Raw genomic sequence first — 15,860 nt, forward strand, 5'->3', positions numbered from 1 at the left:
CTTATCTTATATACCTATTATAGGCAATTTTAAAAGTTTTTGCAAACATTTGTTCTAAAACACTTGACCGAACATTCGTTCGTGTGCTAATATAAGCATGTAAACAAACAAATGTTCTCAGATATTATGTTCGATGTAAATGTGAGGTATGAGATGAAAAATATATTGATGATGGTAGGAATGTGCTTAACAATCTTGTTCGGCTATAATATGACAAATCCTGTAACAGCTACAAACACACATGCTGTCCGTGAAGTAAAGGTACAAGCAGGTGATACGATGTGGGATATTGCAGCTCGCACAGCTCATAAAGATATGGATGTTCGTGAAATGGTATATGCCATGAAAGAACTCAACAACATCAGTGATTCTGGTACACTTGTACCTGGTACAGTATTAAAGGTACCAGCACATAATTCTGATAGTCCAGTTAGAGCTTTGGACTATGTGGCTCAAAACTAAATATATATGGGTATAACCCACACGAAAAAGCAGCTACTCCATAGAGATAGCTGCTTTTTGTTATCTAATATATGTTATTATACGATTTATTGATATTATCTTAATCAACTGATTTATAATTATCATCTAAATCGTTTTTCAAAAATTGTAGAAATAGGATTATCTACAAACTTGTTCGCTTCATTAATATAACGACGAACCATGTTAACACTATGATGACGTGTCTGTCTCATAATATTACGTTCTTCAACACCATAAGCTGCGGCAGTTGTTGCAAAGCCATGCCGTAAACTATGAGCACCATACATAGTTGGATCAAGACCAATGAGAGAAATATATTTCTTTACAATTTCTGCAATCATTTTATCGGATATGGCTCTTTTACGAAGTGACATATTTTTAGTAAAACCTCTAAATACAGGCCCTTCAGTAATACCAGCGGCACGTAACCATTGCTGTAGGGCACGTACTGCGTCTAGAGGAGAACCGGATAGTTGAGGGATAGCTACTACAGCACCTTGACCTTCTTGGTCTGCTTTTGAGGATGGTACAAAGATTTCAACACCTTGTGGAGAAAACTGTAGATGTTCTACTGTAATAGCTGCAATTTCACTACGACGAAATGCACCCATAAAACCAATTAAAAGAATGGCCTTATCTCGTAATAACTGTAATTCTGGTACATCTAGTTTAGTCATACAATCTAGAATATCTTCAATATCCTCTAATAGTACTGGTGTTTTACCTTGTTGAAATGTACCTTTTAACCGTCTAATCCCGCGTAACGCTTGTTTTACGATTGGTGCCATACATGGATTATCCCGATGTCCAGAAGCATTATAATTCTCTGAAATAGCGCTAATACGACGAGAGATTGTATTTGCCTTAGCATAATCAGCAAGATCATTAATATAGTTTACTATGGTTTCTGGTGTAGCTGGAAAGTAAGGTACCTTTTGATATGTACACCAATCTACGAAATCATCCCAATCCGATTCGTAAGCATCCACAGTATTCTCAGCCTTAGATAACAATATACTTTGTTTAGCTTTCATAGACAACTTGGTACTATTCATAAGCGCATCATTATTACGCAAATAGAAATGTTTTTGTTGTTCCTTAGATTCTGACATAATTCACCCTTACCCCTAAAATTATCAATCTAATTGTACCATAGATTAGACCGTAATATGCTATAATTAGAGAATATGATAACTAATTCGGGAGAATTTATAAATAATGACTAAGAAATATATTTTAGTAGGAACTATGCTTGTTCTCTTAGGGACTAGCGGCTGTTCATACATTCCAACAGAAAATATTTCTTATGGTGTATATTACAATGATACAGATCTATCTAATACACCTAAGAATGAATTACAGGCTCGCTTACAAGAGTTAAATAGTAAAATCCCTCAAACTATATCTATTGATATGGGCAATAATAAAAAACAACAAGCTACTTATCATGATTTAGGGATCCAAATCGATACAGAGGCTATGGTAAAAGCTATTTCTACATATGGATATGAAGATGATATGTGGACACTACTTTCAAATCGATTTAAGGCCTTATTCTACGGTCATCATTTTAAGCCACAATATAAGCTTGATGAGGTAAAAGGTAAAACCTATCTAAGTGAATTGGCTAAAACAATTGATATGCCAGGACATGATGCATACCTTACCCTTGAAAATGGACAAGTTGTATTCCACCCTGCAAAGGAAGGTAAGCGTATCGATATTGATGCTACCCTTAAGAAATTAAAAGATGATTTACAGGCCGGTGATAGTATTAACTCCTTATCTATGGTATTTACTACACAAAATACTGTAAAAGTAAGTGATGCCGATTTAAAACCATTGAATACGGTATTAGCTTCTTACACTACAGAGTATGATCCTAGTAATGAAAGTAGAACCCATAATATTCAATTAGCATCTGATAAAATAAACGGTACCCTAATTAAACCGGGTGCACAGTTCTCCTTTAACGATGTTGTAGGTGAACGTACTGCAGAGGCTGGCTATGATGATGCACCTGTTATGATTGATGGCAAATTAGTTCCAGGTATTGGCGGTGGTATTTGCCAAGTAAGTTCTACCATATTTAATACAGCTTTACTATCCGGTATGAATATTATCGAGCGTACACCTCACTTTGAACCTGTTGGATATATTCAAGCTGGTCGTGATGCCACTGTAGCATGGGGCTATTTAGACTTTAAGTTTAGAAATCCTTACCAACAATCTATTTATATCCTTAGTGTTATGAACAACGGAACATTAACAATCTACATTATAGGTACGGCTCAAGATAAGCCTAAAAATGTTTCTATTTCTGTAGGAGACTATGGCGAAATTCCTAACAAGACTATCACTAAGGTAGATCCTTCATTAAAAGAAAAAGAAGTGCAGGAGGGGCATGTAGGTTTAACGATGAATACGTATAGAACCATTACATATGGTAACTGGGTTACACAAACTGATACTTTTGAATCTGTGTATGATCCAGTAGATACGATTATAACAATGCCTCCAGAAGGTGCTACTAAAAAAACAGATAAAAAGAAACCATAATTAAAGATTTTATTAAATATAGCCTAAGCTATTGACCATGATGTATAAATAGTTTAGGCTATTATTTGGATGTAAATGAGAAAGTGATATATACATATTATAAAGTATATAGAAATCCAATACAGAATATTGAGGATATAGTCTACATTCATCCATTCTCAATAATTATCATTTAACAAAATAGAAGAGGAAGCTATGGACACAATCTTACAATTTGATCACTCTTTGATCTTCTATGTACATGATCACCTTGTATATAGTTTTTTAACGCCTATTATGGCATTTATTTCAAAAATTACTGGTAGCGGTGCTTTATGGATTGTAATTGCCTTGTTATTGATGTTACAGAAAAAATATCGTGTATTAGGCGTAGCTATAATAATTGCATTAGGATTTGTATTAATCATCGGTGACCAAGGTTTAAAACCACATGTAGCTAGATTAAGACCATTTGTAGATTTTCCTAATGTAACAGTACCATTAGAATCAGCATTACCAAAAGCAAATAGCTATTCATTCCCGTCAGGCCATAGTTTTGGTTCATTTGCGTCAGCCATGACTATTTACCTAGGCTTGAGTCAAATAGCGCCTCAGAAGCGATATTTGGGAATTATAGCATTACTTGGGTCATTAGTAGTAGCATTTTCTAGAGTATATCTATTTGTACATTATCCAACAGATGTATTAACAGGCTTAATATTGGGAATCATCGTAGGCTTCATTGCTTGGAAGCTTGCAAGAATTGGTTGGAACTGGTGGACTAATCGCCATAATGATGTAGAATACGAACCATATACATTTAAACGTAAATAAGCTTAAATAGCTAAAAAACTAGATAACATAAGAGATTGGGCCATTTAGGCCCAATTTTCTTAATATAATTACTTCCGATAATATATCGTTATCGGAAGTAATATAAAAACAAAAGAAAAACTAGCTTATATTGCTATAAGCTAGTTTATGTAGATTAAATCAAATAATAAGTTAAAACTAATTATTTATCATAACGAGTCTATTCTTTTTATATATTTAGCGAGCTCAGGCTCATTGATAGTCACTTTATCAAATTTAGGTTCAATGATTATACGGCCCTTATAATCCATTAAACCATATTTACCATCAGACTTATAAACAAATAAATCTTTATAAAATGACGTTATGTCATCATCAAAATATGGCAATTTGAATAGTTTATAACCTAAATTAGTATCAATCACATATTTTGTTTTATCATAGGTTGCTGTAGTAACTTTATTTAATACATAAATAGGCTTAGTTGTATCTATACTATCATATACTTTATCAAATAAAACACCATATTCAGCATTAAATATATGACTCCCATTAGAATCCTTTAATACAAAACTACGATCACTTAATTGTTCATAAGAATCATAGTTCATGTGTACAACAATTTGATTTAAGGAGTTAATAATACCATACTTATTATTTTCATTAGATACAACAAAATAATTAAACTCATTACCTAAATGTTGTATAGATTTATAATTTGCAGGAATTACTATTTCATTCTCACCTATTCTCATTCCATACAAAGTATTACCTTTTTTATCTACTTGACTAAATAATTCATAGGTATCTGATGGTTTTCTACTATATAGACGTTCTTCTGAATATCCAGCTGTTCCCGCTCCATTTCCAATAAGTTCTTTATAGTCATCAGTATTAATAAGATGATTTGCTTCATTTTCGGTTAAAACAACTCCATCTTCTGTAACATATTTAGTATAACCATCAAAGGTATGGATTATAAATAGCAGTTTTTGATCTTTCTTAGATTCTAAGAAGTCAATATTCTTCCAACTATCTTTTATAGGATTAGTAAGAATTTGATTACCATTATTTTGGTTATACAAATACCAATAATCTCCTTTTCGTCCTAATATTAAATTTTTATTTACACTACTATATTGATTTACTACATCATTAATAGCATAGGTTCCATTTGAATTAACTAATTTAAATCCATCACCGGTTAATGCTTTTGCATAGTCATAAGAAAATGCATATTCATAGCCTGCAGGAAAATATGCTAATTCAACTAAATTTACATATCGCTTTTGACCATTTTCATAAAAGGATCCATATACGTAGTTATTGTTATATCCATCCATATACTCTACATGCAAATTATTATAAGGACCAAGTATCCAACTCCCATTTTCATCGACGATAGTATTACCAGCTGTGGATTCTAATGTAATATATTCTTTTGCAGATGTTATATTACATGCAGCCAATGCTATAGCTAATCCTAATATAAATTTTTTCATATATCTCTCCATAATATTACACAACACAATAATAATTAATTTCATAATAGCATATTCAACTCTTTTAATTAAATAATTCCTTTATATACGCTTACAAATTATAACTATCTAATAAAAACTTACTATTTTCCAAAATTATATATTGAAATTTTTAGAATTAAGTTGTAAAATAAGCATATAAATTATGTAATTTACTCATATTAACTCTCATGGAGGTATTATATGTGCTGGTGTGATATTGTAAGTAAAGCTAAAATTGGCAGTTTAAAACATTTAGGTAATGGTATGGAAGGTTCTTTAAGATTTTTAGCAGAAATCATTGTAGGTCTTAGTATCCTTCGTGTATTCGTAAACTGGATTTTTGGCATTTAGACCTTACAATTAAACAGGAATATATAAAAGACGCTTAGTAATCTAAGCGTCTTTTTTAGTATGTTATTAAGTTATCGATCTTTATATATCTATATAAATCGCTAGATTATATTATTGATATGCTTCGCTGCAATCAATATATTCCATAATCAATTGGCAAATTTGACCATCTTTATCAAATGCCCAGTATACAGGGTATAAACCATCACCAAAGCCAGATTGAATCATTGGCACAGTTAATTCGGTTTCAGGAATTGTAAAGTTAATCCAGTCCCCTTTAGAGCGTTGGTATTGAGGATATGCCATAGCATTTAATTGGAATAAATCGCTATAGTAATCATCGTAAATGTTCTTATCCGGATAGTTAGTATGCCATTGATCGTAAAACTTTCTGTAGGTCTCAATAGTTTCAGCATCAACTACTGTAGCAAGACCAGAATCTACAGGGAAGCCGATGTAGCTTTCACCATCATCAAGATCTGTTAAATCTTCTGTACCTTTTAATGCTAATTCATAATTCACAGGCTCATTACCACTAAAAACAACGCGGCTTGCTACATAACGGTATTCATTAGGTTCCATTTCAATAATTTTTGTTTCCAACAAGTACGTACCTGGTTCTACCGTTCTAATATATGTATCCGGTTTATTAGGTAGTGTCACCAAAGGATCACAGCATGTAATATGGCCTGTTGGGAATGTTACAGTCCACATAGGTAATGTATGCAATGGAAATCCTATTAACTCTTTACGGTTAAATAAATCATGATATGGTACGGTAGGTTTTAATTTACCTTCAGAACCTAAACGATTAAACGCTTGAATCCATTCACTTGTTAATTTAGATTGATCCATGTTACTCCTCTGCTTCGTGTTTACAATGTACATACTCGCCTTCTAACACTTCGTAGGCTGCGGTTTTGCGAATAATTTGTTTAACTAATGTATCTAACTTTGAACCATTTGTATAGTCTGCAGGTGCATAATAACGTATACGGTGATGACGCATCATCTTATACACCTTATCTTTATCCTTCTTAACAGGATCATAAACACCTATAGAATGACCACCATTAGCATTAACCAAGCTCATGCAAGGAATATCTGTATCACTATCCCCAATATATATCATATTACGGAATGGGACACGTTGATCTTCAGGCTTAACATAATCATTAACACCTGTGTCATTGATATCTAAAATTCCTTTTTGAATACGGAATAAAAACTGTGTTTTATTTGTATAGTTAATGGCTTGTGCAGGCCATACTGCTACGCCTTTGTCGTCGAACATGAATGCACTGGCATAGATTTTGGTGAAAGCTCCCTCTTTCGCCATTTCAGTACCTTCTATCATCTCTTTTAAACCAGAAGATATGATGTAATGTTCAATGCGTACACCGTGTTCTAAACCATATTCACGAATACGTTCAAACCAAGTGCGAACACCTTCATATAGTTCCACTTGATTGCCATATTCCATAAGCTTTTCTCGAGTTACATAAAAACGGCCCACTGCTTCTTGAATCATCTTGTACATATAAGCCAAATTATTATCCATATCATTTTTCTTAGCCAGTTGATTAGATTCTTGCCAGAACTGTTTGATTTGCTCTTCATCATAGCCAACAGATTGGATAAAGCCTTGTGCCTGCATATCATCAGGTGTTAAGGTCTTATCAAAATCATAACACATAGCTAGTACTGGCATAGACGATTCAGATGATTGTAATGATGCTTTACTGTCAGTCTTATAGGTGATCATACTCCACCTCCTTGTAATAATACATAAACAATTAAAAGTAGTTTAACTCTCTTATATTCTTGAGGTGACCCAACCCCTTTTGTCTATATTTTACACGATACGTCAACGCTATAGGCGTAAAAGCAGGTCATAATTCTCCTTAAAATAAAGAATCTTGTGTGTAATTTGTATCTACAATCCAGCTTTTTTCCGCACTTTCTTTAATAATTGCTGTTTTTGAAAGTTTTCCAATAAGTAAGCTAGAGTTCGGATCATGTAATAAGCAATTTTGGCGAACTGCAGCCTGATTTGTATTGGCATAACAATAGCGACAAAAATGGCTACAAGTATCATAGGCACCTATATCACCATGTAAATAACAATTACACTCTAGTCTAGCTGGTGTACGTTTCGGTGCTTTTAATTTTACGTTCCAAGCACGTTCATAACAGTCTAGCGTAAAACAGCCCTCTGTATTAACACCTAATTCTTTGAAAATGTCTCCTTCTCCACAGGTTTTAAGTATCATATGATGAGAATGAGCTATAGATACTAACTCTTTAATAATCTTTGTTTGAATATCTAAACTCGGTCTATAACCTTCGGGAAAGTTCTGAGCTACCTTCTCAAAAATATCTAAGAAACTTACAACTACCGTATCTGTATATCCTTCGAGGGCTTTAGCCATTTTATAAAAGCTTTCAAAATGAAAATCAACTGTATAGTTGTGGGTTAAAATAATAGGATCATAACGCCACACCATGGACTGAGGATTACGTTTTGTAGATATGTGTTTAAATCCGTCTATTACTAAATCCACTTGTGGTACATTAGTCTCTATATCTGCTCCATATGGAGTTATAGTCATATGCCAATACTGTCTATAATCATTTATTTCATGTAAGAGCGGAATGAAAGGCAACGGATTCTTTGTACAAAACGCAATACCATCTACAACCTCATGATTGATAGGATATCGTGTTATCTGCATTGGATTATAGGGATTGCGTACATCTACAAATCCTTGGCGGACGCGATTAATTAACCATTGCCCATAAAAGGCAGGAATATCCGTACGCTGTCCCGTCTGTAAAATCATTGTCCTGCCCTTTCATAAAACAAAAATATAGATGTATTATATCATACTCAATATTAATTATTTATGGAGTAAGTGTGATATTTATAGTATGGTACATTCTCATTTTATGGTACTATTAAGTGTATTAAAAATGAGGAGAACTGAAAAATGAATGATATATTTGAAAAAAATCATCCTATGAAGGATGATAAAAAGTTTATTACCTCCTATTGGAGTGACCGAGCTCGTGATTTTGGCTCTTTACGAGCTAAAGAATTAGAAAGCCCTAAACTTAAGCTTTGGCGTGATGAGTTAATGAGTCATATTTTTGATTCTGACCGTTCTTTACGTATTTTAGATATTGGTTGTGGTGCAGGTTTTTTCAGTATTATTCTCTCTGAAATGGGTCATACAGTACATGGTATTGATATTACCCCAAATATGATTGATGAAGCTAACCAACTGGCCGAATCACTAAATTCTGATGCTACATTCTCTGTTATGGATGCTGAAAATTTAAGTTTTGATACGAATACATTTGATATCGTTGTAGCTCGTAATGTAACATGGAATTTACCACATCCTGATAAAGCCTATGCTGAATGGTTACGTGTCATCCGTCCTGGTGGATTAATTCTAAACTATGATGCAGAACATGCACGCAATCATCATAATTTACCACAATCCGTACATCATGCACATGAACATGTGAGCAATGAACTAAAGGAACGTTGTCATACCATTTATCATATGCTAGAGATTTCATCCTACACACGACCTCAATGGGATAAAGAACTACTCATTAAAATGGGTGCTAGCTCTGTATCGATTGATCCTACTGTAGGTCCTCGCATTTATAGTGAAGAAGATGAATTCTACATTCCAGTACCTATGTTTTTGGTAAAAGCTATTAAATAGATATTGAATAATAGGTCAGTAAAATTAATATTACATAATACAAAACCCACTCTATGAAGTATCATGAGTGGGTTTTCTTTATATGCTAATCAATATATTAGCCCATAGACAAGTTAATAGTAATTAATAAATATTAGTTTCTAAAATATTCTTGAGCTTTTGTAATTTCAGCACGAAGTTTTTCTTCGTCAATTGTAAGCAATTCTTTGTCTTTCATAAGAACTTTACCGCCTACAATTGTAGTATTAGCATCAGAACTATTTGCAGAGTATACAAGTGCCGCTAAATCATTATAGCGAGGCATCCAGTGCATACCAGAAACGTCATATAGCACGATATCTGCACGATACCCTTTTGCTAATACACCAAGATCTTTATAGCCTAATGCTTTTGCACCTTCTACGGTACCCATACTCCATGCAGCTTGTGCAGGAATGGCTTTAGGATCGTAGAGGCGTGCTTTATGTAATGTAGCAGCAAGGCGTACTTCTTCAAGCATATCCGCATTATTATTAGATGCGGAACCATCTGTACCAAGCCCAACAGTGATACCTTTTGCAATCATTTCAGGCACTGGTGCAATACCACTTGCTAATTTAAGGTTAGATTGTGGATTATGTGCTACAGCTACATTGTTTTTAGCCATAATGTCCATATCTTCGTCTGTTACATGAACACAGTGTGCAGCCAATGTAGTATTCCAGAATAACCCTAGATCATGCATATGAGCAATTGGAGTTTTACCTGTAGCTTTAATAACATTCTCCACTTCCCCTTTAGTTTCGGACAAGTGCATATGAATGCCACAGTTTAATTCATGAGATAAAGCGATAACCTTTTCCATGTACGCATCTGGACAGGTATATGGTGCATGTGGTCCAAGTAACACTTTGATGCGGTCATTATCAAAGCCATTCCAAGTGCGGAATAAATCAGCATTTTCAACTAATGCTTGATCTGCTGTTGGAGAAACACCTGCTAAGCCGCGAGATAATACAGATCGAATACCAGTTTCTTTTACTACCTCAGCCGTAGTATTCATAAAGAAATACATGTCACTAAAGGTTGTAGTACCAGTGCGCAGCATTTCAGCAATACCAAGTTGTGTGCCATAACGTACATAATCGTCGTTTAGTTTTGCTTCTGTCGGCCAAATTGCAGTTTCAAGCCATTCCATAAGCTCAAGATCATCTGCATAGTTTCTAAATAGCCCCATCGCAATATGAGTATGCGTATTTACAAGACCTGGCGCTGCCAATTGGCCTTTACCATCTAGCACTTCCTTAGCATTGTCTTTTGCCTTGATAGCTTCACTATCATTTAAAATAGTTGTAATATAACCATTTTCAATTTCAATGGCATGATTTTTAAGAACACCCTCATCGGTGAGGACATCTACGTGAGTAATCAATAAATCAGACATAATCTTCCCTCATAGGTATAACCGAGCCATAATAGCTCGGTTATAGTTATTAATTCTGAAAGTTTATAGTAGTAATAATACACCTAAGCCTATTATTTACTATTATATTTCCATTCAATATTAGTTTACTTTTGTTAGATAGTCGATTTGTTCTTGTGTTAAAGAGTCTAAATCATAGCCCATGGAGTTCAATTTAAGTTTTGCAATTTCCGCATCTAATTCATGTGGCAATACATATACTTTTGGCTCCATTTCTTTGCCGTTTTTCAAGATATGCTCTGCAGCAAGGGCTTGCATAGCAAAGGATAAGTCCATAATTTCTGCAGGGTGACCATCACCAGCTGCAAGGTTAACAAGACGACCTTCAGCTAATACGTAAAGCTTGCGACCATCTGCCATAGTATAGCCTTCGATGTTTTGACGAACACGTTCATGACTTATCGCAAGTTCTGTAAGATCAGCTACATTAACTTCGCAATCAAAGTGTCCAGCATTACATAAGATAGCTTTATCTTTCATTACTTCATAATGTTCTTTTACAATAACATCTTTACAACCTGTTACAGTACAGAAAATATCCCCTACTTTAGCAGCTTCAATCATAGGCAATACTTTGAAACCATCGAATACAGCTTCAATCGCTTTAATTGGATCTACTTCTGTTACATATACATGAGCACCAAGGCCTTTTGCACGCATAGCAACGCCTTTACCGCACCAACCGTAACCAGCTACGACAACATTTTTACCTGTTACAGTTAAATTAGTAGTACGCATGATACCATCCCAAACGGATTGGCCTGTACCATAACGGTTATCAAAGAGATATTTACAGTAGGAATCGTTTACTGCAATCATAGGGAATGTCAATTGTTTAGCGTTCTCTAATGCATATAAACGATGTACACCTGTTGTAGTTTCTTCACTACCACCTAACAAACGTTCTTTTGCATCTTGGCGTGTTGTGTGCAACAAGTTTACCAAGTCACCACCATCATCGATAATAATGTGTGGTTTATGATCAAGAGCCTTGTTAAGGAAGTTGAAATATTCTTCCTCAGTACAATCATACCAAGCGTATACAGTTAGGCCCATGTCAACAAGACCAGCCGCAACATCATCTTGTGTAGATAATGGATTGGAACCAGTTACGATAACATCAGCGCCACCGCGTTTTAATACAGTGGCTAAATATGCTGTTTTTGCTTCCAAGTGAACACTTACAACAATAGTTTGACCTTTGAAAGTTTGTTCTGCTTCAAAACGATCGCCCAAGGTATTCAATGTAGGCATAAAGTTAGAAACCCAATCAATTTTTTTACGGCCTTCTGCAGCTAAATTAATATCTTTAATTAAAGATTGCATAATAACTCCTTTTACTAATATGAGTTGATATAGTTAAAATAAAGATTTGATAGTAAACCCACTTGGATTTGTTTGTTATTTAGATTCTACAATTTGACGCAACTTATCAATAGACTCTTCATAATTTGGTTTTAAAACACCTTCTTCAGTAATGATAGCAGTCACTAGCTCATGTGGTGTAACATCGAAAGCTGGATTTAGTACATCAATACCATTAGGTGCTGTTTGAACACCATGTAACGATGTCACTTCATAATCATCGCGCATCTCAATAGGAATATCGCTACCATTTTCTAAGGTAAAGTCAAATGTACTATACGGTGCCGCCACATAGAATGGAATGTTATGGAATTTAGCTAGCACAGCCACACCATAAGTACCAATTTTATTAGCTACATCACCTTTAGTAGTGATGCGGTCTGCACCTACGATAACTGCATCAATAAGGCCATGTTGCATCGCATAAGCAGCCATATTGTCTGTTTCTAATGTTACAGGGATGCCATCCTCATGTAGCTCAAATGCAGTAAGTCTAGCACCTTGTAATAATGGTCGTGTTTCATCCGCATATACTCGTTCCAATTGACCATTTTCATGAAGCTTACGGACAACACCAAGTGCTGTACCTAAACCACCAGTAGCTAATGCACCGGCATTACAATGGGTCAAAATACGAATATTCTTTTGACCTTCAAATAAAGTTGCTCCTGCTTCTGCCATACGACGATTCAAAGATACGTCTTCTTCATGAATAGTAATGGCTTCCTTCGTAATGAGGTCTACCACATCACTCATAGAGGACATACTTTCAACTTGACCTTTTACTAAAGAAATCACCCGATCTATAGCCCAAGCCAAGTTAATTGCAGTAGGCCGAGTTTCTTTTAAAGTCTCGCTAAATTCATATAAGCTTGTAAGTTGTTCACTAAATGGAGACTCTAAACGGCCTGCTTCCATAGCAGCTAAAATTAGACCATAACTAGCAGCTACACCAATGGCAGGTGCCCCGCGAACGCGAAGCATTTTAATAGCCTCAGCCACTTGACGCCAATCCGTGCAGTGAACATAAGTAATTTCAGTAGGTAATTTAGTTTGATCTAATAGCACCAACGTATCTTTACGCCATTCAATATTAATCATACCTTCTCCTTCGATGAACTATTCTGCTTCGTTATGAATGTATTATAGTTTAAAGCCACCATATTCATGCATGCGATTATGCGCATCATAACGAGCATCTACATCGATTACATCAATAGCACCTAAAATAAGTGATTTAAGTTGAGCAGCCATATCCCCCATCATTTCAACCACTTCACTATGTGTTAGAGCAGATTCAGAAATACCTGCTGCATAGTTGGTAATCATAGAAATCGTAGCATATGCCATTTCAGCTTCATTAGCTAAATTTACTTCAGGTACATTTGTCATACCTACGGTATCCCCACCGAGCATGTGGAACATTTTAATTTCCGCTGGTGTTTCAAAGCGTGGACCTTCCGTACATACATAAGTACCGCCATTATGAATTGTAAGACCTTGTTCAGTACCTACCTTTTGAAGAACATCACGTAATTCTGGGCAATACGGATTTGTTACATCCAAGTGTGCTACTGGACGGTCACCACCTTCATAGAATGTAGTGATGCGGTTTTTAGTAAAATCTAAGAATTGGTCAGTCAAAACGAAATGACCAGGCTTGAAGTTTTCATTCAAGGAACCTACTGCAGTGGTAGAGATGATAAATGTAACGCCTAATTTTTTGAGCCCCCAAATATTAGCACGATAATTGATTTTGTGTGGAGGAATTGTGTGATCTTTGCCGTGACGAGCCACAAAGATTACTGTTTTCCCATGGTATGTACCTTGTACATAATCTATTTCACCATATGGTGTCATTAAGGATTCTTCATGAATATTTTCAAAGATGGACGGATCATAAACACCAGTACCACCAATTATGCCAATTGCACTCATTGTGACCTCCTAATATTAATAACTCTTATCTTTTATTTTCTCATAGAATACAAAAACAGGCTATAGGAAAAACCTAGTAGCCTGTATTTTTTCTATATATTATAAAGTTTTTATTGAATTGGACCTTTAGGCGCGAACATATCTTGTAACTCTTCACGACTAAAATGATACTTTTCATTACAGTAATGGCATACAAGTTCTGTTACTTCATCTTCCAAAATAGCCTGTTTATCTTCTTCTCTTAATGTCATAAGTACGGCTCCAAAGCGATCCCGTCCACAACGACATTGGAAGTGAATTGGTTCATTATATACTTCATTCACAGTCAAGCCATCAAGAACGCGTTCCATTAGGCCCTTACCATCTGGATGAGCTTTTAAATATTCTGTAATAGGACCAAGTTCGTTTATATTCTTTTCTACTTGTGCTAATGCTTCGTCTGTAGCATCTGGTAAAGCTTGTACGATAAAGCCACCAGCTACAACTGTATGATAATCTGGGTCTACCAATACACCTAAACTAATAGTAGAAGGTACTTGCTCAGACGCATATAAATAGTACGCCAAATCCTCTGCTACTTCACCACTTTGAATTGGGCTTGTAGAGGTATAATCTTGTGCTAATTGAGTAAAGCGAGTAACTTGTACTTCACCATTATGACCAACAGCAGCACCTACATCAAGCTTACCAGCTCGTTTTAAAGGTACATCTACATGTGGCTCATCCACATAGCCACGAACCGTATTATCTGCAAAAGCATCTACGTGAACTACGCCTAGAGGACCATCACCTTTAATACGCAAACTTACATTTTCATGATTTTTAAAATCACCAGCTAATAAAATAGCGCCTGTCATAGCGCGACCTAAAGCAGCCGTTGCTACAGGCCACAAATCGTGACGTACGCGAGCTGTTTCAACAGTATCTGTTGTTACCGCTAAGGACATACGGACTCCTTCGCGGGTCGTAAAACGTTTTATATAATCCATTCTGTCATTCCTTATTTCTAATTAATACATCATATGCACTTATAAGTGCTTATATAGTATATCATGTCATAGAATTACATTTCAAATTATAGAGAATATATGTTCGTCTACTCTATTTTTGATATAAAAGAACATATTTTCGATATTATAAAAACACCCAGTACCATAAGATACTGAGTGTTTTTGATAGTCTTCTTAGAATTGATCGATAAGGTTAACCATTTCAATAGCGCCCATGGCACAATCATAACCTTTATTACCAGCCTTAGTACCAGCACGTTCAATAGCTTGTTCAATATTTTCAGTAGTGACTACACCGAACATAACAGGAATACCAGTTTCTAAGGAAACATGAGCAATACCTTTAGCTACTTCATTACATACATAGTCATAATGAGTTGTAGCACCACGAATAACAGCACCAACGCAAATAACCGCATCGAAGCGACCAGATGAAGCAGCTTTTTTAGCAATCAATGGAATTTCATAAGCACCTGGTACCCAAATAACAGTAATATCCTCTTCTTTTACATCGTGACGTAATAAGCAATCTTCAGCGCCACCGATTAATTTGGAAGTAATGAACTCATTAAAACGAGAACCGATAATAGCAAATTTTTTACCGCTACCTAGTAAATTACCTTCTTGAACCTTCATT

16 protein-coding genes are annotated in these 15,860 nt (G+C 35.1%); 5 read left to right on the top strand and 11 right to left on the bottom strand.

Annotated features, from left to right (window positions below; genetic code table 11):
• The first annotated feature begins 153 nt into the window (after nucleotides 1–153).
• Nucleotides 154–462: a LysM peptidoglycan-binding domain-containing protein gene (locus VCHSUH03_RS06045; RefSeq protein ID WP_105094378.1), complete on the top strand. Its 309-nt coding sequence runs from the start codon at nucleotides 154–156 to the stop codon at nucleotides 460–462.
• 122 nt (nucleotides 463–584) lie between these two features.
• On the opposite strand, the gene VCHSUH03_RS06050 is transcribed toward VCHSUH03_RS06045, so the two are convergent.
• Nucleotides 585–1,595 carry a site-specific integrase gene (locus VCHSUH03_RS06050; RefSeq protein WP_105094379.1) on the bottom strand — a complete coding sequence of 337 codons (1,011 nt, stop codon included), beginning with the start codon at nucleotides 1,593–1,595 and terminating at the stop codon, nucleotides 585–587.
• Between the two features lie 106 nt (nucleotides 1,596–1,701).
• On the opposite strand from VCHSUH03_RS06050, the gene VCHSUH03_RS06055 reads away from it, so the two are divergent.
• Both VCHSUH03_RS06055 and VCHSUH03_RS06060 read left to right on the top strand, forming a co-directional pair.
• A complete protein-coding gene (locus tag VCHSUH03_RS06055; protein WP_105094380.1) occupies nucleotides 1,702–3,042 on the top strand; it encodes a VanW family protein in 1,341 nt (446 codons plus the stop codon).
• 195 nt (nucleotides 3,043–3,237) lie between these two features.
• On the top strand, nucleotides 3,238–3,855 hold the full coding sequence (locus VCHSUH03_RS06060; protein ID WP_105094381.1) for a phosphatase PAP2 family protein: 618 nt from the start codon (nucleotides 3,238–3,240) through the stop codon (nucleotides 3,853–3,855).
• A 188-nt stretch (nucleotides 3,856–4,043) separates the two neighbouring features.
• Here the strand turns inward: VCHSUH03_RS06060 and VCHSUH03_RS06065 are convergent, their stop codons facing one another.
• Complete coding sequence (locus tag VCHSUH03_RS06065) at nucleotides 4,044–5,336, bottom strand: WG repeat-containing protein (protein ID WP_105094382.1); 1,293 nt, start codon at nucleotides 5,334–5,336, stop codon at nucleotides 4,044–4,046.
• A gap of 222 nt (nucleotides 5,337–5,558) precedes the next feature.
• On the opposite strand from VCHSUH03_RS06065, the gene VCHSUH03_RS09520 reads away from it, so the two are divergent.
• Nucleotides 5,559–5,708, top strand: coding sequence for a hypothetical protein (locus VCHSUH03_RS09520; protein ID WP_024066213.1), 150 nt, complete (start codon nucleotides 5,559–5,561; stop codon nucleotides 5,706–5,708).
• 111 nt (nucleotides 5,709–5,819) lie between these two features.
• Here the strand turns inward: VCHSUH03_RS09520 and VCHSUH03_RS06070 are convergent, their stop codons facing one another.
• From VCHSUH03_RS06070 to VCHSUH03_RS06080, 3 genes are all read right to left on the bottom strand, one after another.
• On the bottom strand, nucleotides 5,820–6,563 hold the full coding sequence (locus VCHSUH03_RS06070) for a DUF4241 domain-containing protein (RefSeq protein WP_105094383.1): 744 nt from the start codon (nucleotides 6,561–6,563) through the stop codon (nucleotides 5,820–5,822).
• 1 nt (nucleotide 6,564) lies between these two features.
• Entirely contained in the window at nucleotides 6,565–7,473 is a 909-nt protein-coding gene (locus VCHSUH03_RS06075) for a haloacid dehalogenase-like hydrolase (protein WP_024066211.1), read from the bottom strand.
• 139 nt (nucleotides 7,474–7,612) lie between these two features.
• Complete coding sequence (locus VCHSUH03_RS06080) at nucleotides 7,613–8,551, bottom strand: DUF1848 domain-containing protein (protein ID WP_105094384.1); 939 nt, start codon at nucleotides 8,549–8,551, stop codon at nucleotides 7,613–7,615.
• Between the two features lie 147 nt (nucleotides 8,552–8,698).
• Between VCHSUH03_RS06080 and VCHSUH03_RS06085 the strand changes: the two genes are divergently transcribed.
• Nucleotides 8,699–9,448 carry a class I SAM-dependent methyltransferase gene (locus VCHSUH03_RS06085; protein ID WP_105094385.1) on the top strand — a complete coding sequence of 250 codons (750 nt, stop codon included), beginning with the start codon at nucleotides 8,699–8,701 and terminating at the stop codon, nucleotides 9,446–9,448.
• 133 nt (nucleotides 9,449–9,581) lie between these two features.
• Here the strand turns inward: VCHSUH03_RS06085 and VCHSUH03_RS06090 are convergent, their stop codons facing one another.
• From VCHSUH03_RS06090 to ribH, 6 genes are all read right to left on the bottom strand, one after another.
• Nucleotides 9,582–10,871: an amidohydrolase gene (locus tag VCHSUH03_RS06090; protein ID WP_105094386.1), complete on the bottom strand. Its 1,290-nt coding sequence runs from the start codon at nucleotides 10,869–10,871 to the stop codon at nucleotides 9,582–9,584.
• Nucleotides 10,872–10,991: 120 nt separating this feature from the next.
• A complete protein-coding gene (locus VCHSUH03_RS06095) occupies nucleotides 10,992–12,236 on the bottom strand; it encodes an adenosylhomocysteinase (RefSeq protein WP_105094387.1) in 1,245 nt (414 codons plus the stop codon).
• Nucleotides 12,237–12,311: 75 nt separating this feature from the next.
• Nucleotides 12,312–13,376: an S-methyl-5-thioribose-1-phosphate isomerase gene (mtnA, locus tag VCHSUH03_RS06100; RefSeq protein ID WP_105094388.1), complete on the bottom strand. Its 1,065-nt coding sequence runs from the start codon at nucleotides 13,374–13,376 to the stop codon at nucleotides 12,312–12,314.
• 42 nt (nucleotides 13,377–13,418) lie between these two features.
• A complete protein-coding gene (mtnP, locus tag VCHSUH03_RS06105) occupies nucleotides 13,419–14,213 on the bottom strand; it encodes an S-methyl-5'-thioadenosine phosphorylase (RefSeq protein ID WP_105085639.1) in 795 nt (264 codons plus the stop codon).
• 110 nt (nucleotides 14,214–14,323) lie between these two features.
• Nucleotides 14,324–15,202, bottom strand: a complete 879-nt coding sequence (hslO, locus tag VCHSUH03_RS06110) for an Hsp33 family molecular chaperone HslO (RefSeq protein ID WP_105085640.1) — start codon at nucleotides 15,200–15,202, stop codon at nucleotides 14,324–14,326.
• 195 nt (nucleotides 15,203–15,397) lie between these two features.
• Nucleotides 15,398–15,859 (bottom strand): 6,7-dimethyl-8-ribityllumazine synthase, encoded by a 462-nt coding sequence (gene ribH / locus VCHSUH03_RS06115; RefSeq protein ID WP_105085641.1) that lies wholly within the window; start codon nucleotides 15,857–15,859, stop codon nucleotides 15,398–15,400.
• Nucleotide 15,860: the final 1 nt, after the last annotated feature.

It is taken from the genome of Veillonella infantium (assembly GCF_002959895.1).
In the GTDB taxonomy this organism is placed as follows: Bacteria; Bacillota; Negativicutes; order Veillonellales; family Veillonellaceae; genus Veillonella; species Veillonella infantium.

Bases quoted from the DNA above. Each gene is read 5' to 3' on its own strand.
- VCHSUH03_RS06060 (WP_105094381.1), top strand. From the start codon at position 3,238: ATGGACACAATCTTACAATTTGATCACTCTTTGATCTTCTATGTACAT.
- hslO (WP_105085640.1), bottom strand. From the start codon at position 15,202: ATGGATTATATAAAACGTTTTACGACCCGCGAAGGAGTCCGTATGTCC.
- VCHSUH03_RS06080 (WP_105094384.1), bottom strand. From the start codon at position 8,551: ATGATTTTACAGACGGGACAGCGTACGGATATTCCTGCCTTTTATGGG.
- VCHSUH03_RS06065 (WP_105094382.1), bottom strand. From the start codon at position 5,336: ATGAAAAAATTTATATTAGGATTAGCTATAGCATTGGCTGCATGTAAT.
- VCHSUH03_RS06070 (WP_105094383.1), bottom strand. From the start codon at position 6,563: ATGGATCAATCTAAATTAACAAGTGAATGGATTCAAGCGTTTAATCGT.
- ribH (WP_105085641.1), bottom strand. From the start codon at position 15,859: ATGAAGGTTCAAGAAGGTAATTTACTAGGTAGCGGTAAAAAATTTGCT.
- mtnP (WP_105085639.1), bottom strand. From the start codon at position 14,213: ATGAGTGCAATTGGCATAATTGGTGGTACTGGTGTTTATGATCCGTCC.
- VCHSUH03_RS06090 (WP_105094386.1), bottom strand. From the start codon at position 10,871: ATGTCTGATTTATTGATTACTCACGTAGATGTCCTCACCGATGAGGGT.
- VCHSUH03_RS06085 (WP_105094385.1), top strand. From the start codon at position 8,699: ATGAATGATATATTTGAAAAAAATCATCCTATGAAGGATGATAAAAAG.
- VCHSUH03_RS06050 (WP_105094379.1), bottom strand. From the start codon at position 1,595: ATGTCAGAATCTAAGGAACAACAAAAACATTTCTATTTGCGTAATAAT.
- VCHSUH03_RS06055 (WP_105094380.1), top strand. From the start codon at position 1,702: ATGACTAAGAAATATATTTTAGTAGGAACTATGCTTGTTCTCTTAGGG.
- VCHSUH03_RS06095 (WP_105094387.1), bottom strand. From the start codon at position 12,236: ATGCAATCTTTAATTAAAGATATTAATTTAGCTGCAGAAGGCCGTAAA.
- mtnA (WP_105094388.1), bottom strand. From the start codon at position 13,376: ATGATTAATATTGAATGGCGTAAAGATACGTTGGTGCTATTAGATCAA.
- VCHSUH03_RS06045 (WP_105094378.1), top strand. From the start codon at position 154: ATGAAAAATATATTGATGATGGTAGGAATGTGCTTAACAATCTTGTTC.
- VCHSUH03_RS09520 (WP_024066213.1), top strand. From the start codon at position 5,559: ATGTGCTGGTGTGATATTGTAAGTAAAGCTAAAATTGGCAGTTTAAAA.
- VCHSUH03_RS06075 (WP_024066211.1), bottom strand. From the start codon at position 7,473: ATGATCACCTATAAGACTGACAGTAAAGCATCATTACAATCATCTGAA.